The following is a 23584-nucleotide window of genomic DNA, read 5'->3' on the forward strand; positions in this document are numbered from 1 at the left end:
CATGTCACTGCGCACCCGGCTGGTACTGCTCGCCGCCGCCCTGGTGGCCCTGGGCCTGACCGTCAGCGACACGGTCGTCCTGGGCGTGGTCCGCGGGCAGCTGGTGCAGCGGGTGGACCAGCGGCTGACCCGCCTCGGCGACACCGCGGCCCGCCGGCTGGCCACCGAGGGCGCCCCCCGGACCTCCCACGGCGGCCGCGGCTCCTGGCTGCCCAGCCAGTATGTGGTGGCCTTCGCCGGCCCCGACGGCACCGTCTCGGACAAGTTCCGCCGCCCGATGGCCGACGGCGACCCCCGCCCGCACTGGCCCGCCATGACCGCCGGGCAGCTGCACGCCCGGCTCGGCCGGCCCTTCGAGGCTTTCAGCGACCACGGCCCGGGCCGCTGGCGGGTGCTGATCGTGCCGGTGGACCGGGCCAAGGACCCCTCACTGCCCGCCGGAGTGGTGGTGGCGCTGCCGCTGGAGGAGGTCTCCGCCACCCTGGGCCAGCTGCGCACCGCCTTCCTGGCCATCGGCGGCGGCACCCTGGCGCTGCTCACCCTGGCCGGCTGGTTCGCCATCCGGGCCGGACTGCGCCCGCTGCGCCGCATCGAGGCCACCGCGGCCGAGATCGCCGCCGGCCGCCCGCTCTCCCACCGGATGCCCCAGTCCTCCCCGCGTACCGAGGTCGGCCGGCTGTCCAGCGCCCTCAACGGGATGCTGGCCCAGCTGGAGTCGGCCTTCGCGGCCCGGGCCGAGTCCGAGCGGCGGATGCGCCGCTTTATGTCCGACGCCGGGCATGAACTGCGCACCCCGCTGGCCGGCATCCGCGGCTTCGCCGAACTGCACCGGATGGGCGCGCTGTCCGGCGAGGCGGAGGTGGCCCGCACCATGGACCGGATCGAGAGCGAGGCGATCCGGCTGGGCGGCCTGGTCGAGGACCTGCTCACCCTGGTCCGGCTGAATGAACAACGCCCCCTGGAACCGGCCCCCATGGACCTGCGCACCCTGGCGGTGGACGCCCTGCACGACGCCCGCGCCCTGGACCCCGCCCGCACCGTCACCCTCACCGGCCCCGACGGCGACGGCCCGCCCGGCCCGGCACCGGTGCACGGCGACGAGGCCCGGCTGCGCCAGGTGGTCACCAATCTGGTGGGCAACGCGGTGGCCCACACCCCGCCCGGCACCCCGGTGCGCATCGGCGTAGGCAGCGACGGCGGCGAGGGCCTCCTCGAAGTCGCCGACCAGGGGCCGGGGTTGGCCCCCGAGCAGGCGGCCCGGGTCTTCGAGCGCTTCTACCGGGCCGATGCCTCCCGCTGCCGCGGCCGGGGCGGCGGCAGCGGACTGGGCCTGGCCATCGTCTCCGCCCTGGTGGAGGCGCACCAGGGCCGGGTGGAGCTCAGGACCGCGCCCGGACAAGGGGCGTTGTTCCGAGTGCGGATCCCGCTGGCCCGGGCATCAGGTACTGTTTCCGCGTCCCGCGATCAACGGCCCAGGAGGTGAGACCCATTACCGCAGTTGCAGGCCGGGTGCTCCCGCCCGTGGTCACGCGGTCCCGCCGGGGATGAGGTGACCGCCGGGAGCGCCCTTCGGTTTCCCCCGGAAGGCTTCTGATGTCCCTTTCCTCCATCATCACCCAACTCCGTACCGCCGGCTGTGTCTTCGCCGAGGACGAGGCCGAGCTGCTCGCCTCCGCCGCCGGCTCCCCCGCCGAACTGGCCGCCCTGGCCGACCGCCGGGCCGCCGGGTTCCCACTGGAACAGGTGCTGGGCTGGGCCGAGTTCGGCGGCCGACGGATCGCCGTCGACCCCGGGGTGTTCGTCCCCCGCCGCCGCACCGAGTTCCTCGTCGAACAGGCCGCCGGGCTGCTCGCCCCCGGCGCCGTGCTCCTCGACCTGTGCTGCGGCACCGGCGCCCTGGGCGCCGCGCTGGCCGCCGGCCGGACGGACCTGGAGCTGTACGCCGCCGACATCGACCCGGCGGCGGTGCGCTGCGCCCGGCGCAACCTGGCCCCGCTGGGCGGCCGGGTGTACCAGGGCGACCTCTTCGGCCCGCTGCCCGGCACCCTGCGCGGCCGGGTGGACGTCCTGCTGGCCAATGTCCCCTATGTCCCCACCGCCGACATCGCCTTCCTGCCCGCCGAGGCCCGGGACCACGAGGCCCGGGTGGCCCTGGACGGCGGCGCCGACGGCCTGGATGTGCTGCGCCGGGTGGCCGCCGGGGCCCCGCACTGGCTGGCCCCCGGCGGCCGGCTGCTGTTTGAAACCAGCCGCCGTCAGCGCGAAACAGCCATCACCGTCATCACCTCCGCCGGCCTGACGGCCACCGTCGCCACCTGCGAGGACCGGGACGCCACCGTCGTTCTGGCCCGCTGGGCGCCCGCAAGCTGACCGCCTGCTTACCGGCCCGTCGCATAGGGTGGCCCCCTTCGGAGGATTCGCAAGGATACGAGCTTCAGACGGGCTGAGGAGTGGACATGGGGGACCTGGCGGTCGGCGCACGGCCCGAGCAGGACGGGCCGGACGAACAGCCCGCGAGCCCGGCGAAGGAGAAGAAGAAGCAGCCGCGGCCGTTCTGGAAGGAACTGCCGCTGCTGATCGGTGTGGCCCTGGTGCTGGCCCTGCTGATCAAGACCTTCCTGGTGCAGGCCTTCTCCATCCCCTCGGACTCCATGCAGAACACCCTGCAGCAGGGCGACCGGGTGCTGGTCGACAAGCTCACCCCCTGGTTCGGCTCCAAGCCGGAGCGCGGTGAGGTGGTGGTCTTCCACGACCCGGACAACTGGCTGGCCAACGAGCCCACCGCGCAGCCCAATTCGGTGCAGAAGGTGCTCAGCTTTATCGGCCTGATGCCCTCGGCCAATGAGAAGGACCTCATCAAGCGGGTCATCGGTGTGGCCGGCGACACCATCGAGTGCAAGGGCACCGGCCCGGTGAAGGTCAATGGCAAGGCGCTGAACGAGCCCTATGTCTACCCGGGCAACACCCCCTGCAGCACCGACCCCGAGGGACAGTTCAAGGTCAAGGTGCCCAAGAACCGCATCTGGGTGATGGGCGATCACCGCCAGAACTCGGCCGACTCCCGGTACCACCAGGAGGACAGCAACGGCGGCTTCGTCCCGGTGAACAACGTGGTGGGCCGCGCCGTGGTGGTGGCCTGGCCGGTCAACCGCTGGAACACGCTGCCCATTCCGTCCACCTTCGACCAGTCCGGCATCAACACCACCGCGGCCGCCGCCCCCGGCGCCGTGGCACTGGTCGGCGCGGTGCCGCTGGTGTGGCTGCGCCGCCGCAAGCGCGCCGGCAAGGGTTCCGGGACCATCGGGGCCTGACTGTCGCGCCATGGCTGCGCCGGGAGCCACCGGCCCGGTAGGCTTTCCGTGTGATCTTCAAGCGCATCGGAAACGGTCGGCCGTACCCCGACCACGGCCGGGAAAGCACCCGCCAGTGGGCGGATGTCGCCCCACGCCCGGTACGCCTGGACCAGCTGGTGACCACCAAGCAGCAGCTCGACCTGGAGACGCTGCTCGCCGAGGACTCCACCTTCTACGGCGACCTCTTCGCCCATGTGGTGAAGTGGCAGGGCGACCTCTACCTGGAGGACGGCCTGCACCGCGCCGTGCGCGCCGCGCTCCAGCAGCGCCAGGTGCTGCACGCGCGCGTGCTCGAACTGGACTGAGCCGGCGCACCCCGCCAGGCCATTGGCCCTTTCGGGTTGGGGTGCCCGCAACCCTCTGATCATCTGGTAGGCAGCGCCCGCCGCCCGCACTACGCTGCGCCCATGAGCATGCTCACCCCTCCTGGCATGGGCGGCAAATACCGGATCACGGGCCAACGCTTCCCGCATATGCGGCGTTCCAGGAGCCCCCGCCGGGTCGCGCTCGCCGCGACCGCCGCGGTGGCCGTGCTGGGGCTGGGCGCCTGGGGCACGGCCCAGCTCGTCGAGGTCTTCTCCGGCGGCCCGGGCAGCACCGAGCAGACCGCCCGGCAGGTGGGCGACTGCGCCAGGGCGTCGGCCAACGCCAAGGACACCCGCGCCGGGCACCCCGCTCCTCGTGAGGAACCGCTGCCCAAGCCGGGTGACATCACCGTCAATGTCTACAACGCCACCGCCCGCAGCCGGCTGGCCCAGACCACGGCCGATGAGCTCAAACAGCGCGGCTTCAAGATCGGCAAGGTGGGCAACGCCCCGGAGCAGTACGACAAGAAGGTGCCCGGCACCGCGCTGCTGCTGGGCTCCCCGGACGCCGCCGACGGCCCCATGAAGGTGCTGGGCGAGCAGCTCGGCGGGGCCGAGGTGAAGAGCGATGTGCGCAAGGGCGAGGACATCGACCTGATCATCGGTGATGCCTTCAAGGAACTGCCGGCCAAGCCCGGTGCCGCCACCAGCGCGCCGCCCAGCAGCAGCCCACGGCCGACGCCCTCGCCCTCCGCCTCCAAGTGCTGAATGACCGGGCTCAGCCCGCGGTGCCGTACATCCGGTCGCCCGCGTCGCCCAGGCCGGGGACGATATAGCCGTTCTCGTTGAGCCGCTCGTCCACCGAGGCGGTGACCACGGTCACCGGGGTGCCGGCCAGCTCGCGCTCCATGACCTCGACGCCCTCGGGCGCGGCCAGCAGGCAAATCGCCGTCACATCGTCGGCGCCACGGGCGATCAGCTCCTGGATCGCGGCGACCAGGGTGCCGCCGGTGGCCAGCATCGGGTCCAGGACGTAGACCTGACGGCCGGAGAGGTCGTCCGGCATGCGGGTGGCATAGGTCTCCGCCTTGAGGGTCTCCTCATTGCGGATCATGCCCAGGAAGCCGACCTCGGCGGTGGGCAGCAGCCGGACCATGCCGTCCAGCATGCCCAGTCCGGCCCGCAGGATCGGCACCACCAGCGGGCGCGGGTGGGAGAGCTTGACCCCGGTGGTCGCGGTGACCGGGGTGTCGATGTCGACCTGCTCGGTGCGCACATCGCGCGTGGCCTCATAGGCGAGCAGGGTGACCAGCTCGTCGGCGAGCCGCCGGAAGGTGGGGGAATCGGTGCGCTTGTCGCGCAGCGTGGTGAGTTTGTGCGCCACCAGCGGGTGGTCGACGACATGGATCCGCATGACATCGACATTAACCGAGCTTTCGGGCACCGGCGCCCGCGCCGTCGGCCCGGACCTTCTGCCGCACGCTGGCATCAAACCCCCCGGTGGGGGGAGAGTGGTCAGGGACGCCCGGTGCGTTCCGCCGGGCGAGGACCTCGGCACGAGGTGGTGCTGCCCATGGCCGACCGTGATCGACGACAGCCCGACAGCCGGCCGGACCCGCCGGCCGGCCGGACACAAGCCAGGACCGATCCCGCCCGCGAAGCGCCCGAGACCGACGCCGAGCGCAGACACCGGCGGGCCCAGTTCCTCCGTGAGCTGAACGAGGCGAGGGAGCTGCGGGACCGGGTGCAGCCGCGCCGGGCCCGGGCGGCCCGGATGCGCCAGCAACTGCGGATGCGGACATTCCGCTGGTGAGCCACGGCTGACCGGGAAGGCCCCGCGGCCAACCCGGATGGCGGTGGCCGGGCCGGAAAGTGAGCGGCATCTCTTCGGACTCCTGCACGACGCAGCGCGGAAGACCTCTCGCAACGGCGAGGTTTCTGCCACGATTCCGAGTGGGCGGGGTGCTGTCCCCGTCCGGCCCGGCACCGCCTATGACCAGTGGGAGAGTCACGGTGTACTTCGCCGCACTGCTCGCGCGCACCGAAGACGGGTGGCAAGCGAGCGACACAGACCTCGACAACGTGGAAACCGTGTCCGACTTCGCCGACCTGGCCCGCGAGGCGGCCGTCGACGACGACACGGTCCTGGTGTACATCGAGCAGGAGGACTCCTGGTTCGGCATTGTCCGGGTGGACGGCGAGGAGGATCCCCGTATCTACCTCTCGGACGCCGCCGCCGCCAACCGCAGCTCCTACGGGGCCCTGCTGGTGGACGAGCTCCTCGGCCGGGACGACAGCGAGGACGACGACCTGGACACCCTCGACCTGGACGGCACCGAGGACGGTGAGCCCGAGGCCGGTGAGGACGAGGGCGAGGACGACGGCGCGGCCGCCGCCGAGCGGGTCCCGGCCGGGCCGCTGGGCGACCAGGGCGTGCTGGCCGACCTCGGCATCGCCGAGAAGGAGCTGGGCGCGCTCGGCGAGGACGCGCTTGGGGAGATCGCCGACTGCCTCGGCTGCACGGACGTCCTGGAGGCCGTCCGCTGACCGTCGGCGCCCTCGCTCACACTGGTGCCATGAACCATGCCGTCCCCGACCCGGTCCGCGCCCCCTGGCGCGCCCCCATGCAAGAAGCCCTGGCCGAGGCGGAACGCGCCCCGGCCACCGGTGATGTCCCGGTGGGCGCGGTGGTCCTGGGCCCGGACGGCACGGTGATCGGCCGGGGCCGCAATGAGCGGGAGGCCACCGGCGATCCCACCGGCCATGCCGAGGTGCTCGCGATCCGGGAGGCCGCCCGGGCCGTGGGCGAGTGGCGGCTGACCGGCTGCACCCTGGTGGTGACCCTGGAGCCATGCACCATGTGCGCGGGCGCCATCGTGCTCTCCCGCCTGGACCGGGTGGTCTACGGCGCGGCCGACGAGAAGGCCGGCGCGGCCGGCTCGCTGTGGGACGTGGTACGTGACCGACGTCTCAACCACCGCCCGGAAGTGGTCTCCGGCGTGCTGGCCGACCGGTGTTCGGCCCTGCTGACCGAGTTCTTCCGGGGCCGCTGAGCCAAACCGATTTCGGCGCACGGCCGAACGTCCGCTAAGCTCTCTCTCGGTAGCGTGTCCGAGCGGCCGAAGGAGCTCGCCTCGAAAGCGAGTGTGGGGGCAACTCCACCGAGGGTTCAAATCCCTCCGCTACCGCAGATGAGGAACCGCTCCCGGCAACGGGGGCGGTTCCTTTCTTTGTTCACCCCGAAGTTCACCCCTGGGCTCACCCCGGGGTTCCGGGCGCGTGCCGCAGATAGGCCAGCACCGCGCTCACCCGGCGGTGCAGCTGGGGCTCCTCGGCCAGGCCCAGCTTGGCGAAGGTGGAGTTGACGTGCTTCTCGATGGTGGACTCGGACAGGGCCAGCGACTCGGCGATGGACCGGTTGGTCTTGCCCTGGGCCATATGCCGCAGCACATCCAGCTCCCGGCGGGTCAGCGCGGCCAGCGGGGCGTCGGCGGTGCGGGCGTGGCTGCCCATCAGGACCTCCACGATGCGCGGGTCCACCACCGAGCGGCCGGCCACCACCTCGCGCAACGCCCGTAGCAGTTCGTCGAGTTCACCGATGCGCTCCTTGAGCAGATAGGCCAGCCCGTCGGTGCCCCGCCGGAACAGGTCGAAGGCGTAGTGCTCATTGGCGTGCTGGGAGAGCATCACCACGCCGATGCCGGGGTGGGCGGCCCGGATGGCGTGGGCGGCGGTGATGCCCTCGGTGTGGTGGCCGGGCGGCATCCGGATGTCGGCGATCACCACATCGGGGCGCAGCCTGTCGACCGCGTCCAGGAGTTCCCCGGCGGTGCCGACGGCGGCCAGCACCTGGACATCTCCGGTGTCCTCCAGCAGCCGGCGGGTGCCCTCGCGGACCAGGTAGTGGTCTTCGGCGATCACCACGCGCAGGGGGTCAGGCACTGGCTTCCTCCCGTACCGGGGCCGGCAGCCGGGCGTGCACGGTGGTGCCCGCGCCCGCCCGGCTGATGATCCGCAGGGTGCCGCCGGCGGCCTCGGTGCGGTCCCGCATCCCGGTGAGCCCCAGGCCGCCGGCGGTGGTGTTCCCGGTGGCGAAGCCGACGCCGTCGTCGGCCACCTCCACCGACAGCAGGCCGCCGTCCAGCGCCAGCCGGACGGTCACCCGGCCGGCCGCGGCATGCTTGATGACATTGGTGAGCGCCTCGGAAACCAGGTAGAAGGCGGACTCCTCCACATCCAGCGGCAGCCGCACCCGCTCCAGCGGGGCCGCGCTGTGCACCGTCACCGGGATGGGCATCCGGCGGGCGCAGGAGGCGACCGCGGCCACCAGGCCCTGGTCGGTGAGGACCGGCGGGTGGATGCCGTGCGCCACCTCGCGCAGTTCGTCGATCACCCGGTAGGCGTCGTCCTGTACCTCGGTCAGCTCGGCCAGGACGTCCCCGCCCCGGCCCAACCGGTTGCGGGCCAGCCGGAGTTTGGCCACCAGGGCGACCAGTTCCTGCTGGATGCCGTCGTGCAGCCGACGCTCGATACGGCGCCGCTCGGTGTCCTGGGCGTGCACGATCCGGGCCCGGGAGGCGGCCAGTTGGCGGGCCTGACGCTGTACCTCCTCCACCCGCAGCGCCAGTTCGCCGGCCAGCCGGACGTTGTGCACGGCCAGCGCGGCCTGCCGGGCCAGGGTCTCCACCACATCGTGGTCCTCGGGGGTGAACCGCCGGTCGCCCCGCGGCCCGAACTCGATGACGCCCAGCACCTCGTCCCCGTACCACAGCGGGAACTCACCGCGCGGGCCCGGCACTTGCTCGCCGGCGGTGCCCAGCGCGGCGGGCAGCCCGCGGCCGCCCAGCCGTACCCGCACCCAGCGCAGATTGAGCCCCTCCTGGAGGCTGAGGGCCAGTTGCGGGGCCAGCCGCGGCAGGTCGTAGGCGTGTTCCAGGACGGTGCCGAACTGCACCAGCAGCTCGAAGCTGCTCAGCCGTCTGCCGAACACCCGGCGTTCGGCCAGCCGGTTCAGCCGGGCCCGCAGCGGCTGGAACAGCGCGGTGGCGGTGACCGCGATCAGCACCGCCAGCCCGATCGGCAGATACTGCCCGGCGGTCAGCCCCAGCGTCATCGCCATGCCCAGGTACCAGCTGTTGATGATCAGCCAGAGGGTGCCATGGACCACCGAGGGTCGCAACACGATGTCCACGCCCAGCAGCCGGTAGCGGAACGCGGCATAGACCACACAGAGCGAGATCACCACATAGGGCAGTGCGCCCAACACGGTGCCCAGCAGGTAGAAGAAGCCGTCCTCGCCCTGCCAGGTGCGGAACAGCCGGGCCGAGGCGCGGCCCAGGAACAGCGCGGCCGCCACCGCGGCGACGGGCAGCAGACAGGCGGCGTCCCGCTGCCCGGCGGCCCGGGCGCGCAGCGCGCGGACGGTCAGCAGCAGGGCGCCCAGGCCGGGGAACCAGGCCTCGGGGTAGTAGAAGACCACATAGCCGACGGTCCCGGCCCGCACCCCGCACAGCGGCAGCACCGCCGGCAGCGCCAGCAGGGCCCACATCGAGCGCAGCAGCAGCCGCTCGCCGGGGAAGCGGTAGTGGCCGTCCGGCAGCAGCGCCAGCAGCCGGACCACCAGGATGCTCACCGCGAGATCCATGGTCTCGCCGGCCATCAGCACAAACAGGTCGCCGGCCGGCGGCAGGATGGCCTCCAGATCCTCCCGCTGCCAGCCCACGCCCAGCGACAGCAGCATCGCCGTGTAGCGCAGCGCCATGCTCACCGACAGCCAGCTGCCGATCAGCAGCAGCCGGCGGGCCACCGGGTGCGCCGGGGCGTACCACCAGCCGAACAGGCCCGCGAAGTAGCAGGGCACCACCGCGCCCAGGGTCCACGGCAGGGTGTACCTGCTGTCCAGGTGGATCGAACCGACCAGCCCCGCCCAGGCCAGACACAACCCGCCGGACACCGCGGCGATCCGCATGGGCCAGCCCCTGCTCTCCACCCGGGTCATTATCGAAGCGGCCGGCACCGGGCGTCCAGAAGGGGATCCTCCAGGCGCATATGGCGGAAAACCTCCAGGGCCGGCTGGGGGCGTACCGGGCTCCGCCGCCGCCCTCCGGCGGCCCATACTGGCGGCGTTCGCAACGGGGGGCCGCAGTTTGACGGCAGGCCATGGGCCGGCGCACGGGGGTCGTCGGACTGCGGCGCGAACCGCGCCCGGGCGCCCGCCCGCCGACCAGCCGGAACCCTGTTCCGGTCCATAAGCCGGAACGGCGTTCCGGAGCCGAAACGAAAGCCGGGCCGGATTCCGTGCGAACCGCGGACTCGCGGACTCATAAACCGCGGAATCGCGGAATCACGGCCCGGAGCCGAGGGGATCCATGAGACTTCCAGCCGGCCCCGACGTCGTGGTCTGGGACACCACCTACGCCTGCCCGCTGCGCTGTTCCCACTGCTATTCGGAGTCCGGCCGCCGGCCGGCCCGGCAGCTGGACCCGGCGGACCTGCTGCGGGTCACCGACGGCATCATCGCGCTGCGCCCCCGCCTGGTCGGCCTGTCCGGCGGTGAACCGCTGGCGGTGAAGGGCCTCTTCGAGGCCGGGGAGCGGCTGGCGGCGGCCGGCATCCGCACCGCCGTGTACACCAGCGGCTGGCGCACCGCGCCCTGGATGCCCGGCGAACTGGCCCGGGTCTTCGACGAGGTGCTGGTGAGCGTGGACGGTGCCACGGCCCGGGTGCACGACCGGATCCGGGGCCGCTCCGGCTCCTTCGAGCGCGCCATGGCCACCCTGGCGCTCTTCGACGACCTGGCCCGCCGGCGCCGGGCGGACGGCCGCCGGCCCTTCGCCTTCGGCATCGAGTGCACGGTGATGCACAGCAACGCCGGCCAACTCCACCGGTTCTGCACCGAGATCGCGCCCCGGTTCCCCGAACTGCGTTCGCTGGCCTTCAATATCGCCGTGCCGGCCGGGCTGGCCAGCCGGCCGGAGTTCGAACTGGCGGAGCTGCTGGACGATGCCCGGGTGGCTCAACTGACCCATCCGGCACGGGTGACCCGGCTCGCCGAGCTCGCCCCGCCCTCGGTGCGGGTCTCCTTCACCGACAACCGGGAGCTGATGATGCACCCGGACCGGGCCGCGCCCGCCGTGATCCATGTGGAGCCGGACGGGGCGGTCCGCGCCATGCCGGTCTACGAGGGCACGGTGGGCAATCTGCTCCAGGACCCGCCGCTGGAGCTGTGGGAGCGGGCCCTGGAGCGGCGCCGCGACCCCTTTGTGGTGGAGACGCTGCGGCCGGTGCGCACCATGCGGGACTGGGCCCGGGCCATCCGGCACATCGACCTGCACTTCGGCTCGCCCGAGGTAAGGGCGCGCATCGCCGCCCGGCCCGGCCTGGCCCGTTGAACCCGGCGCCGGGAGCGGCCCGTTGAGCCCCGCGCCCCGGCCGCCGGGAGCGCGGCAGCCACACCGTCCGTCCCGAGGGAGGTGAACACCATGCCGGACATCCTCGAACTGCAGGAGCTGGAGGAGGAGACCACCAGCCTGTGGCCGACGACCAACCTGGACGCCGCGGACTGAGGCCGGGCCACCGGGCCCGCCGGCATCCTCCGGCGGGCTCACCGGGAGACGCCGATGCTCGATGAGAGCCTGCTCGCCGCGGACCCGCTGTTCGCGGACACCCCCGAACGCGTCGCCGACCAGGACACCCGCTTCGCCGCCGCCGGCCGGCCGGCCCCGCCCGGCTGGCGGCGCACCGAGGGCGGCGGCTGGGTCCGGCTGCGGCCGGAGGGGGCCCGGCTGCCCACCCATGGCTGGAAGATCCATGTCTCGGCGGTGGCCGGACAGGCGGCCCGGGCCGTCGACATGGTCTGGGAGCACTGCACCGCGCGGGCCACCGCCTTCAAGTTCCTGCGCAGCCGGACCCTGGCGGCGCTGGCCGGCGCCAAGCGGGCGCCCCGCTCGGCCAGCGGCAAGCTGATCACCATCTACCCGGCGGACGAAGGCCAGTTGAGAGCCGCGCTGACGGAGCTGTCCCGGCGGCTGGCCGGAGTGCCGGGCCCCTACATACTCAGCGATCTGCGCTGGGGGGACGGTCCGCTGTACCTGCGCTACGGGGCCTTCCAGCCGTGCTACTGCTTCGCCCCCGACGGAAGCTATGTCCCCGCGCTGCCCGGCCCGGGCGGCGCGCCGGTCCCCGACCTCAGGGGCACCGTCTTCCGGGTGCCGCCCTGGGCCGAGGTGCCGGACCCGCTGGCCGGGGCGCTGGCGGCCGCCGGGGCCCGCTCCGGTGCCCTGCCCTACCGGGTGCTGGGCGCCCTGCGCTTCTCCAACGCGGGCGGCGTCTACCGGGCGCTGGATCCGGCCACCGGCCGCACTCTGGTGCTGCGCGAGGCCCGCCCGCACGCCGGGACCGACCGGACGGGCCGGGACGCGGTGGCCCGGCTCCGGCACGAGTTCGCCATGCTGCGCCGGCTGGACGGGCTCGACTGTGTGCCCCGGGCCTTCGCCCTCACCCGGCACTGGGAACACCTCTTCCTGGCCGAGGAGTTCATCGAGGGCGAGACCCTGGAGGACGCGGTGCGCCGCCGCCATCCACTGCTGCGGCCGGCGGCCGGCGCCAAGGCACGGGCCGCCTACACCGACTGGGCCCACGCGGTCTTCGGCCGCGTGGCGGCGGCCCTGGACCGGCTGCACGCCCGGGGCGTCTGCTTCGGTGACCTCCAGCCCGGCAATGTCCTGCTGCGCCCGGACGGCAGCGTCTGCCTGGTGGACTTCGAGACCGCCCGCCCCCTGGACCAGGGCGGCCAACCCGCCCTGGGCACCGCCGGTTTCACGGCGCCATGGGCCCGCTCGGGTGCCGACGCCGACCGCTATGCCCTGGCCTGCCTGGGCCTTTCCCTGTTCGTTCCGCTCACCCCGCTGCTCCGGCTGGACCCCGCCAAGCACCGTCACCTGCTGGACTTCGCCACCGGGCGCTTTCCGCTGCCGCCGGAGTTCAGCGGGCGGCTGAGCACCGCGCTGCGGCCGCCCGGGGGCGTCCGGCGCGCCGCCGGGCATGGGCCCGCGCCGGGCTGGCCGGTGGGCGGGGACTGGGAGCGGACCATGGACGCGCTCCGGGACACCCTGCTGCTGAGCGCCACTCCGGAGCGCCGGGACCGGCTCTTCCCGGGCGATCCCCGGCAGTTCGAGCACCAGTCGGCCGGCCTGGCCCATGGCGCCGCCGGGGTGCTGTACGCCCTGTGGGCGACCGGACGCCATGACCATCCCGCCTGGTCCGCCCAGCTGGACTGGCTGGAACGGGCCGCCGGGCGTACCGCCTGGCCCCGGCCGGGCCTCTATGACGGACTCGCCGGGACCGCCTGGGCTCTGGACCTGCTGGGCCGCCCGGCGGCGGCCCGGGCCGCGCTGGACCGGCTGGCCGCCTTCGACCTGCGCGGCTGCGGTCCGGGGCTGTTCGGCGGGCTGGCCGGGATCGGCCTGGTCCAGCTGCACTTCGGCGAGGTGGAACGGGCGATGGCCACGGCGGAGCGGCTGGCCGGGGCGGGGGACGGTGCGGGGTCCGGGCTGATGTACGGCTGGTCCGGGGCGGCCTTGCTGTTCACCCGGCTCTACGCATGCACCGGCGATTTCCGTCAACTGGACCGCGCGCTCGGGGCGTTGCGCCGGGATCTGGCGCGACTCCCCGACACCACATCCCTGGCCCGGGGCACGGCGGGCATCGCCCTGGCCCTGCACGACTGCCTGCGGCACCGGGAGGATGCGGGGCTGTCCCGGGCACTGACCGGGCTCCGGCGCGGACTGACGACCGAACTGACGCTGTCCAGCGGACTGTTGGACGGGCGGGCCGGGCTGCTGTACGCCGCCTCCCGGCTGGGCGGGCCCGCACGGACGGTGGCGCTGCATCGCCGTCGGCTGGCCCTGCACGCCGTTCCGTACCGGGGGCGGCCGGCCTTTCCGCTGCCGGGGCTGCAGCGGCTGTCGATGGACCTCGCCACGGGTACGGCCGGGGTATTGCTGGCGCTGCACGGCGAGGCACAGCTGCCACTGCCGGGCACACCCCGAACGGGTATGCCACCGACCGTTTCCGGTCGTCATGACGGACCGTCCGGACCACCCACCAGCAACACCCCAAATGGTTAACCCAGTTCCGGACATTTACGCAACCTGCCATCTTGTGAAGCGCAGTTGGCCAACCGGACGATCGGTCCGCCCTGATCAGCGGCCCACCGACCGGGAGGACCTCATGTCCGATCGCCTCAGTCTCACCACCGACGCCGCCCGGCAACTCGCGACCACCACCAAGACCACCCCGCAGATGCGCGGCATCACCCCCCGCTATCTGCTGCGCGCCCTGCCCTGGGTGGATGTCGACTCCGGCGTCTACCGCGTCAACCGGCGGCGTACCTTCATCCTGGGCGACGACCGGATCAGCACCTTCGAGGAGGAGGGCACGGCCCGTGTCATCCCGGAGGACCTGCGTGAGATCCCCTTCCTGCGCGAGGCGGACCCGGCCCTGCTGAAGCGGCTGGCCGGCTCGTTCACCCAGACCTCCTTCGAGGCCGGGGAGTTGCTGGCCGACGAGGACGAGCCCGCCGGCCGGCTGTGGGTCCTGGTGGTGGGCCGCGCCGAGAAGCGGACCACCGGCCGGTACGGCGCGGACGCCCTGCTGGAGGTGCTGGGCGACGGCCAGTTCTTCGACCTCGCCGCCTGGACCCGTGGCGAGCGGATGCCCTACCGGGTCACCGCCGTCACCCCGGGCACCGCGCTCACCCTGGAGCGCTCCGCGCTCGCCGGGCTCTGCTCCCAGGACCAGGGCCTGGCCGCGGCCGTGGCGGAGTACCTCGCCGGGCACTCCCCGGTCCCGGGCTCCGAGGTGCCGGTCGACCTGGCCGCCGGCCACACCGGTGAGCCCGAACTCCCGGGCACCTATGTGGAGTACGAGGACGCGCCGCGCGAGTACCACATGAGCCTGGCCCAGACCGTGCTGCGGGTGCACACCCGGGTCTCCGACCTCTACAACGGGCCCATCGACCAGACCAGGGCCCAGGCCGGCCTGACCATCCAGGCGCTGCGCGAGCGCCAGGAGGCCATGATGCTCAACCACCCGGAGTTCGGGCTGCTGAACAACATCGCCCCGGGCCAGCGGGTGGAGACCCGCACCGGCGCCCCCACCCCCGACGACATGGACGAGCTGCTGTCCAGGGTCTGGAAGCAGCCGGGCTACTTTGTGGCCCACCCCAGGGCCATCGCCGCCTTCGGCCGGGAATGTACCCGCCGGGGTGTGCCCCCGGTGATCGACACCAGCTTCGGCAGCCCGCTGCTCACCTGGCGGGGCGTGCCGCTGCTGCCCTCCGACAAGGTGCGCTTCACCGGCGGCGTCACCGAGATCCTGCTGATGCGGGTCGGCGAGGCGGACCAGGGCGTGGTCGGGCTGCGCCCGTCCAAAGTCCCGGACGAGGTGGAACCCGGCCTGGCCATGCGGAACATGGGCACCGACCAGAAGGCCATCACCTCCTATCTGATGACGGCCTACTTCAACACCGCGATCCTGGTGGAGGACGCCGCCGCCGTCCTGCGGAACGTCGAGGTGTCCAAGTACCATGACTACAGCTGACCTTGACGCACGGCCCCGGACCGCCGGCGCCTTCTCCCCGGAGGACGCGCGCCGGGACGTACCGGTACTGCACCGCACCGTCAACGGCCGTCCGCTGGTCTGGCTGGACAACGGGGCCACCACCCAGAAGCCGCGCCAGGTGATCGAGGCGCTGGCCGCCTACTACGCCGGCGCCAACTCCAATATCCACCGCGGCGCCCACACCATGGCCCGGGAGGCCACCGAGGCGTACGAGGCCGGACGGGCGGCGGTGGCCCGCTTTCTGGGCGCCCCCTCCCCGGAGACCGTCTGCTTTGTCCGCGGCACCACCGAGGCGATCAACCTGGTCGCCCAGAGCTGGGGCCGGGCCAATCTGGGGCCCGGGGACGAGATCCTGGTGGGCGCCCTGGAGCACCACTCCAATATCGTCCCCTGGCAGCTGGTGGCCAGGGAGACCCGGGCCCGTCTGGTGCCCGTCCCGCTCCTGGCCGACGGCAGCATCGACCGGCGCGCCTTCGAGGGCCTGCTCTCCTACCGCACCCGGCTGGTCGCCATCAGCCATGCCTCCAACACCCTGGGCACCGTGCCACCGGTGCGGGAGATGACCGCGCTGGCCCATCGCTACGGGGCCCGGGTGCTGGTGGACGGCGCCCAGGCGGTGGCCCACTTCCCGGTGGACGTCGGCGAGTTGGACGCCGACTTCTACGCGTTCTCCGGCCACAAGCTCTACGGGCCCACCGGCATCGGCGCGCTCTACGGCAAGCCGGAGGTGCTGGCGGCCATGCCGCCCTGGCAGGGCGGCGGCAACATGATCGAGCAGGTGGACTTCACCGGCAGCAGCTACGCCCCGGTACCGCACTGCTTCGAGGCGGGTACCGGGAACATCGCCGGAGTGGTCGGCCTGCACGCCGCCATCGACTGGCTGACTTCCTTCGGCCGTGCCGAGGTCGCCGCCTATGAGGAGTCCCTGCTGGAGTACGCCCAGCAGGCCCTGGCCTCGGTACCGGGCCTGGAGGTCCTGGGCTCGGCGCCGGGGAAGATCGCGGTGCTGACCTTCACCCTGGCCGGGTCCGACCCGGGCGAGGTCGCCCAGTGGCTGGACCGGGACGGCATCGCCATCCGGGCCGGCCACCACTGCGCCCAGCCCTCCCTGCGCCACTACGGCCTGGACAGCGCGGCCCGCGCCTCACTGGCCCTCTACAACACCCCTGAGGAGGTGGACCGGTTGACCGACTCCCTGCTGCGGCTGCGGCGGTCGGCCGGCTGAGTCCATGGGCCGTCCGCGGCCGGTGCGCCGCGGGCGGCCTCCTCAGGCGGGCACGCCCCCGTCCTGGAAAGAGCACTCCTGCGCCATGGGCGCCTCAGCCATGGGCGTCCCCTCCAGCCACTCGAAGGCCGTGCGCAGCCCGGCGATCCGGATCACCCTGCTCACCCGGGGGCCACCCGGCACCACCCGCAGCCGGCCGCCCCGGCGGGCCAGCTGGTTGCGCGTCCGCAGCAGCAGCCGCAACCCGCTGGCGTCCAGAAACGTCACCGCACTCAGGTCGACCACCAGGTCCGGGCAGCAGGCCGCCAGCGCCTCCAGCCGGGGTCCCAGCTCCTGGTCGGCCAATATGTCGATCTCTCCCCGCAGTTCCACCATGACCGCTCCCCCCGCCACACGCTCCCGCATGGTGAAGGCGAGCTCGTACCCGCCCATGCGAACCTCACCGTTCTCCTCACCCGGTCCGCCACGGCGCTGGATCACGCCCTCGGACTGCCGTGTGCCTTTCTGGTGCCCCGGCGGTGGGCGGTTCTCACCTCTGTCGCAGGGCCAACTGGCGCCTGTCGACAAGAGGTTGGCTCCCCTTTACCGGGGCGTGGGGAAACGCGGAAGCCCCGGCCGCCGGGCCGGGGCTTCGCGAAGCGGGAGAGGGGAAGCGGCATCGGGGGGACAAGCCGCTTCCCCTCACGAGGAGACGGCCGCCAGGCCCGGGCCGCGCTCGGGGGGAAGCTCGCGGCCGGGCCCCGCAGCGGGGCCGTCATCCCGGCCGCCGGATTCCTGCCAGGTCCGTCGGCCGCTGCTTCCATCCTCCGTCCTTGGACCCCGCCCCCGAGTGGGCGAAGGACCCCGCTTTCCGGGCCTTAAGTCCTTAAAGACGGCGTGAGGGAAGCGACGCACCGCCCCCCAGGGGACCAACTTCGCCCATATGTACGGTTAGACTCTCGCCCACCTTGGGGGACGGACGACAGGCGGCCGGCAGGGAGGCAGGGGAGGCATGGCGACGATGGCGCAAGCGAAGCGGGTCACGCTCTGGGCCGTGGGCATCTTTGTGGCCTACACCATCATCCATTCCCCCGCCCGGGCCGCCGAACTGGTCCAGATAGGGTTCGAGGGGATCTCGGACGCCGCCAAGAGCGTCGGCGAGTTTATGACCCAGCTGATCAAGTGAGCCCGTACCCCCGGAAGGCGGCAGCCCCGTGATTCGTCACCTGGTCCTCTTCAAGCTCAATGAGGGCGTCGAGCGCGACGACCCGCGGGTGGCGGCCGGTGTGCGGGCCTTCGAGAAGCTGGGCGGGGAGATCCCCGAGCTGCGGGTGTGGGAGTGCGGCTGGAACATCTCCGACCGGCCCATCGCCTATGACTTCGCCATCAACTCCGCCGTGGACGACCAGCCGGCCCTCCGGCTCTATCTGGAGCACCCGGCCCATCAGGCGGGCGTGGCGCTGTGGCGGGAGTTCGCCACGTGGGTGATCGCCGACTACCCCTGCTGAGCCCGGCTCCCCGCACCGGCCCCGCACCACCTGGTGAGGGGCCGTCTTTCATGCCCGTTTCCCCGGCCAACACGGAGTGATCCGGTGCTTGCACACAGTGGACATGTCTTGTGATGCTATGACCGCTTTTGACGACCCTTGTTGGTAGATGCTCCTCCTTAGTGGCCCAACTGCCCAAGTGCTGACCGTGAAGGGGTGTTGTGTGACCGTGCCGGCCCGAACAGCGCCCGAAGTCCCGCCACGCCGCCCCGAGCCGACCGGGCCGACGACCGAGCCGGCCGGGCCGGGCGATCCGGCGGCCACCCCCGAGGAGACCGGCGCACCGGAGTACGCCGAGGGCTCCCGGCCCCGGGAGAGCCGGGGAGCGGACGCCAGGGCACTGACCCAGGTGCTCTTCAAGGAGTTCGCCACCCTGGAGCCCGGCACTCCGGAGCACGCCCGCGTGCGCGCCGCGCTGATCGAGGCCAATCTGCCGCTGGTGCGGTACGCGGCGGCGCGCTTTCGCAGCCGCAACGAGCCCATGGAGGACGTGATCCAGGTCGGCACCATCGGCCTGATCAACGCCATCGACCGCTTCGACCCGGACCGGGGGGTGCAGTTCCCCACCTTCGCCATGCCCACCGTGGTCGGTGAGATCAAGCGCTACTTCCGGGACAACGTGCGCACCGTGCATGTCCCGCGCCGACTGCATGAGCTGTGGGTGCAGGTCAACGGCGCCACCGAGGACCTGACCGTGCTGCACGGCCGGTCCCCCACCACGGCGGAGATCGCCGAGCGGCTGAAGATCGGCGAGGACGAGGTGCTGGCCTGCATCGAGGCCGGCCGCTCCTACCACGCCACCTCGCTGGAGGCGGCCCAGGAGGGTGACGGGCTGCCCGGCCTGCTGGACCGGCTCGGCTACGAGGATCCGGCGCTGGCCGGGGTGGAGCACCGGGACCTGGTACGGCATCTGCTGGTCCAACTGCCGGAGCGGGAACAGCGCATTCTGCTGCTGCGCTACTACAGCAATCTGACCCAGTCGCAGATCAGCGCGGAGCTGGGGGTCTCCCAGATGCATGTGTCCCGGCTGCTCTCCCGAAGCTTCGCCAGACTGCGCTCCGCAAATCGAATCGACGCCTAACCCTCACGGGGGACCCCCACTGCGATGTCATGCGGCAGATATGTCGACTTGACGCTACAGCGTGTTGCCGACATGTGACATTCTGCAGGAACTGCGTTTGCCACAGCGCAGCCTCCGGTATTCAGGTGGAGGCTGAACCCCTCTCGCCGGAGGGGGTTGCTGTGATCCGTCCGCGACCTCAAGGGGGTGGCATGTCCGTAGACCTGGGCAGCGCTAAGGTGCTCGCCAATGACGCACCGCCAGCCGTGCTCGACGACTGCGAAGCCATCGACACCCGCACCCTCTCCCGCACCCTCTTCCTGCGTCTGGCGACGCTGGAACGGGACAGCGCCGAGCGCACATATGTCCGCGACACCCTCATCGAGCTCAACCTCCCCCTTGTGCGCTATGCCGCGGCCCGGTTCCGCAGCCGCAACGAACCGATGGAGGACATCGTCCAGGTCGGCACCATCGGCCTGATCAAGGCGATCGACCGGTTCGACTGCGAACGGGGCGTGGAATTCCCGACGTTCGCCATGCCCACCGTGGTGGGTGAGATCAAACGCTTTTTCCGGGACACCAGTTGGTCGGTGCGGGTGCCGCGCCGGCTGCAGGAGCTGCGGCTGGCGCTGACCAAGGCCAGCGATGAACTGGCCCAGAAGCTGGACCGCTCGCCCACCGTCCCGGAACTGGCCCTGTGTCTGGGGGTCTCCGAGGAGGATGTGGTCGACGGGCTCGCGGTGGGCAACGCCTACACGGCCAGTTCGCTGGACTCCCCCTCCCCGGAGGACGACGGCGGCGAGGGCTCGCTGGCCGACCGGCTGGGCTATGAGGACTCGGCGCTGGAGGGCGTGGAGTACCGGGAGTCGCTCAAGCCGCTGCTGGCCAAACTGCCGCCCCGGGAGCGGCAGATCATCATGCTGAGGTTCTTCGCCAATATGACGCAGTCGCAGATCGGCGAGGAGGTGGGCATCTCCCAGATGCATGTCTCCCGGCTGCTGACCCGGACACTGTCCCAGCTCCGGGAGGGGCTGATCGCCGACTGAGCCACTCGGCAGACCCCTAGGCCGCTGACGGTCCGTCAGCCACACTGGGGTGATGCGACCGAGGACGCATCACCGGATACCGGCACTGGTGTCAACTGCCGCGCTCTGTCTGGGCCTTGTCGCCACGGGGTGCGGCAGTGGCGAGCCGGAGAGCCGGGTGCTGCTGGGGGATGCCGGGCCCACCGGGCCGGTACCGCCCACCGGCGGGGTAAGGCTCTTCCCGCTGCCTGCCCCGGACACCGCAGCCACGCCCCCGCCGACCGCCCGCCCCACCGGGCGTGGTGGCGGCCGGATTCATCTTTCGCTGCCCGGCCCAGGCGCCGCACCGGGCCCGAGCGCGGCGGTTCGCACCGCACCCACGGCCCCCCGCCGGCCGTCTCCCCGCCCGCCGTCCTCCCCGTCGGCCGCGCCCCGGCCGGCCGCGAGCGCGGCCCTGACCGTCACCGAGCCGCGCCGGGCGCCGGGCGGGCCGCGATGGTGCGAGCAGGTGTCACTGGTGTTCGCCAACGCCGGACCCGCGCCGGTGGCCCAGGGCACCGTGATCTTCGGCGCCCATGTGATCGCGGCGGGCGGCGCGGAGCTGGCGGCCCTGCCGGCCACCCGGCCGCTGCCGGTGCCGATCGGCCCGGGGCGGGTCAGGAAACAGGGCTGGCGGGTGTGTGTGGACGCCCGGCGAGTGCCGCCGGACGCCCATCTGGAGACCCGGGACGTATGGGTCCAGTGGAACTGAAGTCCATAGAACGGGTGGAACCGAAGTCCGGGGAGCCGGATCAGCCCAGCGCCAGCCAGGCCACCGCAGCGACCGCCACCAGCGCGACGATCACGCCGACGATCACTCCGGTCTTCGGGCCGCCGGAGCGGGCCGGGGCGGCCGGCGCGGAGGCCCGGCTGCCGGGTGCGCCCTCGTCGACGAAGGCGCGGAACATCTGGGTGCTGCCCGCCGGGTCGTAGTTGCCCTCGGGGCTCTGCTGATGGGGGTTGGCCATGGGTCAGGACCCTAGCGAAGAGCGGCGGCGGCCCGCGCGGCCGGGCCCGGCTTGACCCCACCCGAGTGAATCCTTGGCCATCCCTTTACTGCCCGTGGCGCCATTTCACTTGCCTTCAGCAACCAAACTTTCCTATGGTTGCCCTAAGCAACCTATCTGGAGGATCCATGGCCGCCTTCGAGCAGTACCAGGAGCTCTCCCGGCAGCTCGGCGCCATCGGCGTGATCAAGCGCGGCCTCAGCCGGACCCTCCCCCCGGAGTGCTCGCCCACCTCCGCCATCGTGCTGTCGCTGCTCAAGCAGTACGGCGAGCTGCGGATGAGCAAGCTCGCCGAGCTGATGGTGATCGATATGTCGGTGACCAGCCGCCATGTCGCCCATGCCGCCGAGCGCGGCTGGCTGGAGCGCAATTGCGACCCGCTGGACAAGCGGTCCCGGCTGCTGCGCATCACCCCCAGCGGAGAGGCGCTGCTGGACCAGGTCTCGGCCCGCTATGCCGAGGCGCTGGCCGGCTGTCTGCACGACTGGTCGAACGACGATGTGGCCCGTGTCATCGGGCTGCTCGCCCGGCTCCGCGAGGGCTTCGGCGAATGCCGGCCGCGCGGGCCACAGCCCTGGGCGGCCGATCCCACCCTCACCCGTACACCCGCGTAACCACCCTCACCAGGAGAGGAAACCCATGGCCAAGACCACACCGCCAGGTGTGCGGGACAGCCACACCGAACCCCAGGGCGCCGCCGCCCCGATGACCCACGCCCAGATCATGCGCGCCCTGTCCGGGCTGCTGCTGGGCATGTTTGTGGCGATCCTGTCGTCCACCATCGTCTCCAACGCGCTGCCGAAGATCATGCACGATCTGCATGGCAGCCAGTCCGCCTACACCTGGACGGTCACCGCGGCCCTGCTGTCAATGACCGCGACCACCCCGCTGTGGGGCAAGCTCTCCGACCTGTTCAGCAAGAAGCTGCTGGTCCAGGCGTCGCTGGTGATCTATGTCAGCGGTTCGGTGGTGGCCGGCCTGTCGCAGAACACCGGCATGCTGATCGCCTGCCGGGTGGTACAGGGCATCGGCGTGGGCGGTCTGTCGGCGCTGGCCCAGATCGTGATGGCCGCGATGATCACGCCGCGGGAGCGTGGCCGCTACAGCGGCTATCTCGGCGCCACCTACGCCGTGGCGACCGTGGGCGGTCCGCTGCTCGGCGGCGTCATCACCGACACCAGCTGGCTGGGCTGGCGCTGGTGCTTCTACGTCGGTGTGCCCTTCGCGGTGATCGCGCTGATCGTGCTGCAGCGCACCCTGCACCTGCCGACCGTCAAGCGGGACGTCAAGGTCGACTGGCTGGGCGCCTTCTTCATCTCCGCCGCCGCGACCCTGCTGCTGATCTGGGTCACCCTGGCGGGCAAGAACTACGACTGGCTCTCCTGGCAGACCGCGGTGATGGTGAGCGGCTCGGTGGTGCTGGGCGCCATCTTCGTCCTGGTCGAGTCCAAGGCCGCCGAACCGATCATTCCGCTGCGGCTGTTCCGCAACAAGACCATCGCGCTGTCCTCCGCCGCCAGCCTCTTCGTCGGCGTCGCCATGTTCTCCGGCACGGTCTTCTTCTCCCAGTACTTCCAGCTGGCGCGGGGCAAGACCCCCACCATGTCGGGCGTGATGACCATCCCGATGATCACCGGGCTGTTCCTCTCCTCCACCGTCTCCGGCCAGATCATCACCAAGACCGGCCGCTGGAAGGGCTGGCTGGTCGCCGGTGGCGTGCTGCTCACCGGCGGCCTGGGCCTGCTCGGCACCATGCGGGCGGACACCCCGTACTGGCAGCTGGCCTGCTATATGGCGCTGATGGGCATGGGCATGGGCATGATGATGCAGAACCTGGTGCTGGCCGCCCAGAACCAGGTGGCCCCCCAGGACCTGGGCGCGGCCAGCTCGGTGGTCACCTTCTTCCGCACCCTGGGCGGTGCGGTGGGCGTCTCGGCGCTGGGCGCGGTGCTGGGCACCAAGGTCAAGGACTATGTGGTGGACGGCCTGACCGCGCTGGGCCCGCAGGGCGCGGCGCTGGCCAGGCACGGTGCCGGCGGCGGTGACATCCCCGACCCGTCGCAGCTGCCCGCCCCGCTGCGGACGATCATGGAGTCCTCCTACGGCCATGGCATCGGCGATGTCTTCGCCTATGCCGCGCCCTGTGCCCTGGCCGCCCTCCTGCTGACGCTGTTCATCAAGGAGGTCGCCCTGAAGTCCCGGCACCACGGTTCCCCGGCGTCCACCGAGGCCGAACCGGCCACCGAGCCCGCCGCCCAGGCGGGCTGACCGACCCCGTCGGCGGGGCGTTTTCGAGCGGACCTCCGCCCCGCCGGCGGCCCGGGAACCCGAACGGCATGGATACGGTTCCCGGCACCGCGGCCCCGGCGATTCGCACACCGGCAAGGGACGGCCGGCACGATCGCCGGGGCCGGCTGCTTTT

The 23584-nt window shown here is 72.3% G+C and carries 24 protein-coding genes and 1 tRNA gene; 20 read left to right on the forward strand and 5 right to left on the reverse strand.

The genetic code is table 11. The annotated features are described in order from the left end of the window. The first annotated feature begins 1 nt into the window (after window position 1). The 5 genes from ACIHFE_RS14360 to ACIHFE_RS14380 all read left to right on the forward strand — a co-directional run bounded on the left by ACIHFE_RS14360 (window position 2) and on the right by ACIHFE_RS14380 (window position 4426). Window positions 2-1483: a sensor histidine kinase gene (locus ACIHFE_RS14360; RefSeq protein WP_400106242.1), complete on the forward strand. Its 1482-nt coding sequence runs from the start codon at window positions 2-4 to the stop codon at window positions 1481-1483. Between the two features lie 110 nt (window positions 1484-1593). Beyond that, window positions 1594-2370: a putative protein N(5)-glutamine methyltransferase gene (locus ACIHFE_RS14365; RefSeq protein WP_400106244.1), complete on the forward strand. Its 777-nt coding sequence runs from the start codon at window positions 1594-1596 to the stop codon at window positions 2368-2370. Window positions 2371-2456: 86 nt separating this feature from the next. After that, a complete protein-coding gene (gene lepB / locus ACIHFE_RS14370; protein WP_400106246.1) occupies window positions 2457-3311 on the forward strand; it encodes a signal peptidase I in 855 nt (284 codons plus the stop codon). A gap of 50 nt (window positions 3312-3361) precedes the next feature. Beyond that, entirely contained in the window at window positions 3362-3658 is a 297-nt protein-coding gene (locus ACIHFE_RS14375) for a type II toxin-antitoxin system VapB family antitoxin (protein ID WP_004943146.1), read from the forward strand. A 102-nt stretch (window positions 3659-3760) separates the two neighbouring features. Further along, window positions 3761-4426 carry a LytR C-terminal domain-containing protein gene (locus tag ACIHFE_RS14380; protein ID WP_400106248.1) on the forward strand — a complete coding sequence of 222 codons (666 nt, stop codon included), beginning with the start codon at window positions 3761-3763 and terminating at the stop codon, window positions 4424-4426. Between the two features lie 10 nt (window positions 4427-4436). On the opposite strand, the gene upp is transcribed toward ACIHFE_RS14380, so the two are convergent. Next, window positions 4437-5072, reverse strand: coding sequence for a uracil phosphoribosyltransferase (gene upp, locus ACIHFE_RS14385; RefSeq protein WP_400106250.1), 636 nt, complete (start codon window positions 5070-5072; stop codon window positions 4437-4439). A gap of 159 nt (window positions 5073-5231) precedes the next feature. On the opposite strand from upp, the gene ACIHFE_RS14390 reads away from it, so the two are divergent. The 4 genes from ACIHFE_RS14390 (at window position 5232) to ACIHFE_RS14405 (ending at window position 6846) form a co-directional block, all read left to right on the forward strand. Beyond that, the gene (locus ACIHFE_RS14390) at window positions 5232-5471 is read left to right on the forward strand and encodes a hypothetical protein (RefSeq protein WP_400106252.1); all 240 of its coding nucleotides are present in this window, start codon (window positions 5232-5234) and stop codon (window positions 5469-5471) included. Between the two features lie 200 nt (window positions 5472-5671). After that, window positions 5672-6205, forward strand: coding sequence for a hypothetical protein (locus tag ACIHFE_RS14395; protein WP_400107006.1), 534 nt, complete (start codon window positions 5672-5674; stop codon window positions 6203-6205). 29 nt (window positions 6206-6234) lie between these two features. Then, the gene (tadA, locus tag ACIHFE_RS14400; RefSeq protein ID WP_400106254.1) at window positions 6235-6711 is read left to right on the forward strand and encodes a tRNA adenosine(34) deaminase TadA; all 477 of its coding nucleotides are present in this window, start codon (window positions 6235-6237) and stop codon (window positions 6709-6711) included. 48 nt (window positions 6712-6759) lie between these two features. After that, window positions 6760-6846: transfer RNA gene (locus tag ACIHFE_RS14405), tRNA-Ser, on the forward strand. A 70-nt stretch (window positions 6847-6916) separates the two neighbouring features. Here ACIHFE_RS14405 and ACIHFE_RS14410 read toward each other — a convergent pair. Both ACIHFE_RS14410 and ACIHFE_RS14415 read right to left on the reverse strand, forming a co-directional pair. After that, window positions 6917-7600, reverse strand: a complete 684-nt coding sequence (locus tag ACIHFE_RS14410; RefSeq protein WP_400106255.1) for a response regulator — start codon at window positions 7598-7600, stop codon at window positions 6917-6919. Further along, complete coding sequence (locus ACIHFE_RS14415) at window positions 7593-9647, reverse strand: ATP-binding protein (RefSeq protein ID WP_400106257.1); 2055 nt, start codon at window positions 9645-9647, stop codon at window positions 7593-7595. Before ACIHFE_RS14415 ends, ACIHFE_RS14410 begins: the two co-directional genes overlap by 8 nt. A gap of 379 nt (window positions 9648-10026) precedes the next feature. Here ACIHFE_RS14415 and ACIHFE_RS14420 point away from each other — a divergent pair, with 379 nt between their 5' ends. From ACIHFE_RS14420 to ACIHFE_RS14435, 4 genes are all read left to right on the forward strand, one after another. Further along, window positions 10027-11049, forward strand: a complete 1023-nt coding sequence (locus tag ACIHFE_RS14420) for a radical SAM protein (protein WP_400106260.1) — start codon at window positions 10027-10029, stop codon at window positions 11047-11049. 228 nt (window positions 11050-11277) lie between these two features. After that, complete coding sequence (gene lanKC, locus ACIHFE_RS14425) at window positions 11278-13785, forward strand: class III lanthionine synthetase LanKC (RefSeq protein WP_400106262.1); 2508 nt, start codon at window positions 11278-11280, stop codon at window positions 13783-13785. A 103-nt stretch (window positions 13786-13888) separates the two neighbouring features. Then, complete coding sequence (locus tag ACIHFE_RS14430) at window positions 13889-15259, forward strand: family 2B encapsulin nanocompartment shell protein (RefSeq protein ID WP_400106264.1); 1371 nt, start codon at window positions 13889-13891, stop codon at window positions 15257-15259. Then, window positions 15246-16505 carry a SufS family cysteine desulfurase gene (locus tag ACIHFE_RS14435; protein WP_400106266.1) on the forward strand — a complete coding sequence of 420 codons (1260 nt, stop codon included), beginning with the start codon at window positions 15246-15248 and terminating at the stop codon, window positions 16503-16505. The genes ACIHFE_RS14430 and ACIHFE_RS14435 overlap by 14 nt, the downstream gene beginning before the upstream one ends. Before the next feature lie 42 nt (window positions 16506-16547). Here ACIHFE_RS14435 and ACIHFE_RS14440 read toward each other — a convergent pair whose 3' ends face one another. Then, window positions 16548-16937, reverse strand: coding sequence for an STAS domain-containing protein (locus ACIHFE_RS14440; protein ID WP_400106268.1), 390 nt, complete (start codon window positions 16935-16937; stop codon window positions 16548-16550). 568 nt (window positions 16938-17505) lie between these two features. Here ACIHFE_RS14440 and ACIHFE_RS14445 point away from each other — a divergent pair. From ACIHFE_RS14445 to ACIHFE_RS14465, 5 genes are all read left to right on the forward strand, one after another. Beyond that, window positions 17506-17670: a hypothetical protein gene (locus ACIHFE_RS14445; protein ID WP_400106270.1), complete on the forward strand. Its 165-nt coding sequence runs from the start codon at window positions 17506-17508 to the stop codon at window positions 17668-17670. 28 nt (window positions 17671-17698) lie between these two features. Continuing rightward, window positions 17699-17992: a Dabb family protein gene (locus ACIHFE_RS14450; RefSeq protein WP_400106272.1), complete on the forward strand. Its 294-nt coding sequence runs from the start codon at window positions 17699-17701 to the stop codon at window positions 17990-17992. Between the two features lie 202 nt (window positions 17993-18194). After that, window positions 18195-19112 carry an RNA polymerase sigma factor SigF gene (locus tag ACIHFE_RS14455; RefSeq protein ID WP_400106274.1) on the forward strand — a complete coding sequence of 306 codons (918 nt, stop codon included), beginning with the start codon at window positions 18195-18197 and terminating at the stop codon, window positions 19110-19112. Between the two features lie 191 nt (window positions 19113-19303). Beyond that, window positions 19304-20137, forward strand: a complete 834-nt coding sequence (locus ACIHFE_RS14460; RefSeq protein WP_400106276.1) for an RNA polymerase sigma factor SigF — start codon at window positions 19304-19306, stop codon at window positions 20135-20137. Window positions 20138-20189: 52 nt separating this feature from the next. Further along, window positions 20190-20867, forward strand: coding sequence for a hypothetical protein (locus ACIHFE_RS14465; RefSeq protein WP_400106278.1), 678 nt, complete (start codon window positions 20190-20192; stop codon window positions 20865-20867). Between the two features lie 40 nt (window positions 20868-20907). Here ACIHFE_RS14465 and ACIHFE_RS14470 read toward each other — a convergent pair whose 3' ends face one another. After that, window positions 20908-21123, reverse strand: a complete 216-nt coding sequence (locus tag ACIHFE_RS14470) for a hypothetical protein (protein WP_400106280.1) — start codon at window positions 21121-21123, stop codon at window positions 20908-20910. Between the two features lie 167 nt (window positions 21124-21290). On the opposite strand from ACIHFE_RS14470, the gene ACIHFE_RS14475 reads away from it, so the two are divergent. Both ACIHFE_RS14475 and ACIHFE_RS14480 read left to right on the forward strand, forming a co-directional pair. After that, window positions 21291-21776, forward strand: coding sequence for a MarR family winged helix-turn-helix transcriptional regulator (locus ACIHFE_RS14475; RefSeq protein ID WP_400106282.1), 486 nt, complete (start codon window positions 21291-21293; stop codon window positions 21774-21776). A 25-nt stretch (window positions 21777-21801) separates the two neighbouring features. Next, window positions 21802-23430: an MDR family MFS transporter gene (locus ACIHFE_RS14480; RefSeq protein WP_400106284.1), complete on the forward strand. Its 1629-nt coding sequence runs from the start codon at window positions 21802-21804 to the stop codon at window positions 23428-23430. Window positions 23431-23584: the final 154 nt, after the last annotated feature.

The organism is Streptomyces sp. NPDC052396 (genome assembly GCF_044593195.1).
Lineage (GTDB): Bacteria > Actinomycetota > Actinomycetes > Streptomycetales > Streptomycetaceae > Streptomyces.

What these genes read in the sequence shown, in the direction of transcription:
- ACIHFE_RS14360 (WP_400106242.1), top strand. Translation starts at nt 2, where the DNA reads ATGTCACTGCGCACCCGGCTGGTACTGCTCGCCGCCGCCCTGGTGGCC.
- ACIHFE_RS14365 (WP_400106244.1), top strand. Translation starts at nt 1,594, where the DNA reads ATGTCCCTTTCCTCCATCATCACCCAACTCCGTACCGCCGGCTGTGTC.
- lepB (WP_400106246.1), top strand. Translation starts at nt 2,457, where the DNA reads ATGGGGGACCTGGCGGTCGGCGCACGGCCCGAGCAGGACGGGCCGGAC.
- ACIHFE_RS14380 (WP_400106248.1), top strand. Translation starts at nt 3,761, where the DNA reads ATGAGCATGCTCACCCCTCCTGGCATGGGCGGCAAATACCGGATCACG.
- upp (WP_400106250.1), bottom strand. Translation starts at nt 5,072, where the DNA reads ATGCGGATCCATGTCGTCGACCACCCGCTGGTGGCGCACAAACTCACC.
- ACIHFE_RS14390 (WP_400106252.1), top strand. Translation starts at nt 5,232, where the DNA reads ATGGCCGACCGTGATCGACGACAGCCCGACAGCCGGCCGGACCCGCCG.
- tadA (WP_400106254.1), top strand. Translation starts at nt 6,235, where the DNA reads ATGAACCATGCCGTCCCCGACCCGGTCCGCGCCCCCTGGCGCGCCCCC.
- ACIHFE_RS14420 (WP_400106260.1), top strand. Translation starts at nt 10,027, where the DNA reads ATGAGACTTCCAGCCGGCCCCGACGTCGTGGTCTGGGACACCACCTAC.
- lanKC (WP_400106262.1), top strand. Translation starts at nt 11,278, where the DNA reads ATGCTCGATGAGAGCCTGCTCGCCGCGGACCCGCTGTTCGCGGACACC.
- ACIHFE_RS14430 (WP_400106264.1), top strand. Translation starts at nt 13,889, where the DNA reads ATGTCCGATCGCCTCAGTCTCACCACCGACGCCGCCCGGCAACTCGCG.
- ACIHFE_RS14435 (WP_400106266.1), top strand. Translation starts at nt 15,246, where the DNA reads ATGACTACAGCTGACCTTGACGCACGGCCCCGGACCGCCGGCGCCTTC.
- ACIHFE_RS14440 (WP_400106268.1), bottom strand. Translation starts at nt 16,937, where the DNA reads ATGGGCGGGTACGAGCTCGCCTTCACCATGCGGGAGCGTGTGGCGGGG.
- ACIHFE_RS14445 (WP_400106270.1), top strand. Translation starts at nt 17,506, where the DNA reads ATGGCGCAAGCGAAGCGGGTCACGCTCTGGGCCGTGGGCATCTTTGTG.
- ACIHFE_RS14460 (WP_400106276.1), top strand. Translation starts at nt 19,304, where the DNA reads ATGTCCGTAGACCTGGGCAGCGCTAAGGTGCTCGCCAATGACGCACCG.
- ACIHFE_RS14465 (WP_400106278.1), top strand. Translation starts at nt 20,190, where the DNA reads ATGCGACCGAGGACGCATCACCGGATACCGGCACTGGTGTCAACTGCC.
- ACIHFE_RS14470 (WP_400106280.1), bottom strand. Translation starts at nt 21,123, where the DNA reads ATGGCCAACCCCCATCAGCAGAGCCCCGAGGGCAACTACGACCCGGCG.
- ACIHFE_RS14475 (WP_400106282.1), top strand. Translation starts at nt 21,291, where the DNA reads ATGGCCGCCTTCGAGCAGTACCAGGAGCTCTCCCGGCAGCTCGGCGCC.
- ACIHFE_RS14480 (WP_400106284.1), top strand. Translation starts at nt 21,802, where the DNA reads ATGGCCAAGACCACACCGCCAGGTGTGCGGGACAGCCACACCGAACCC.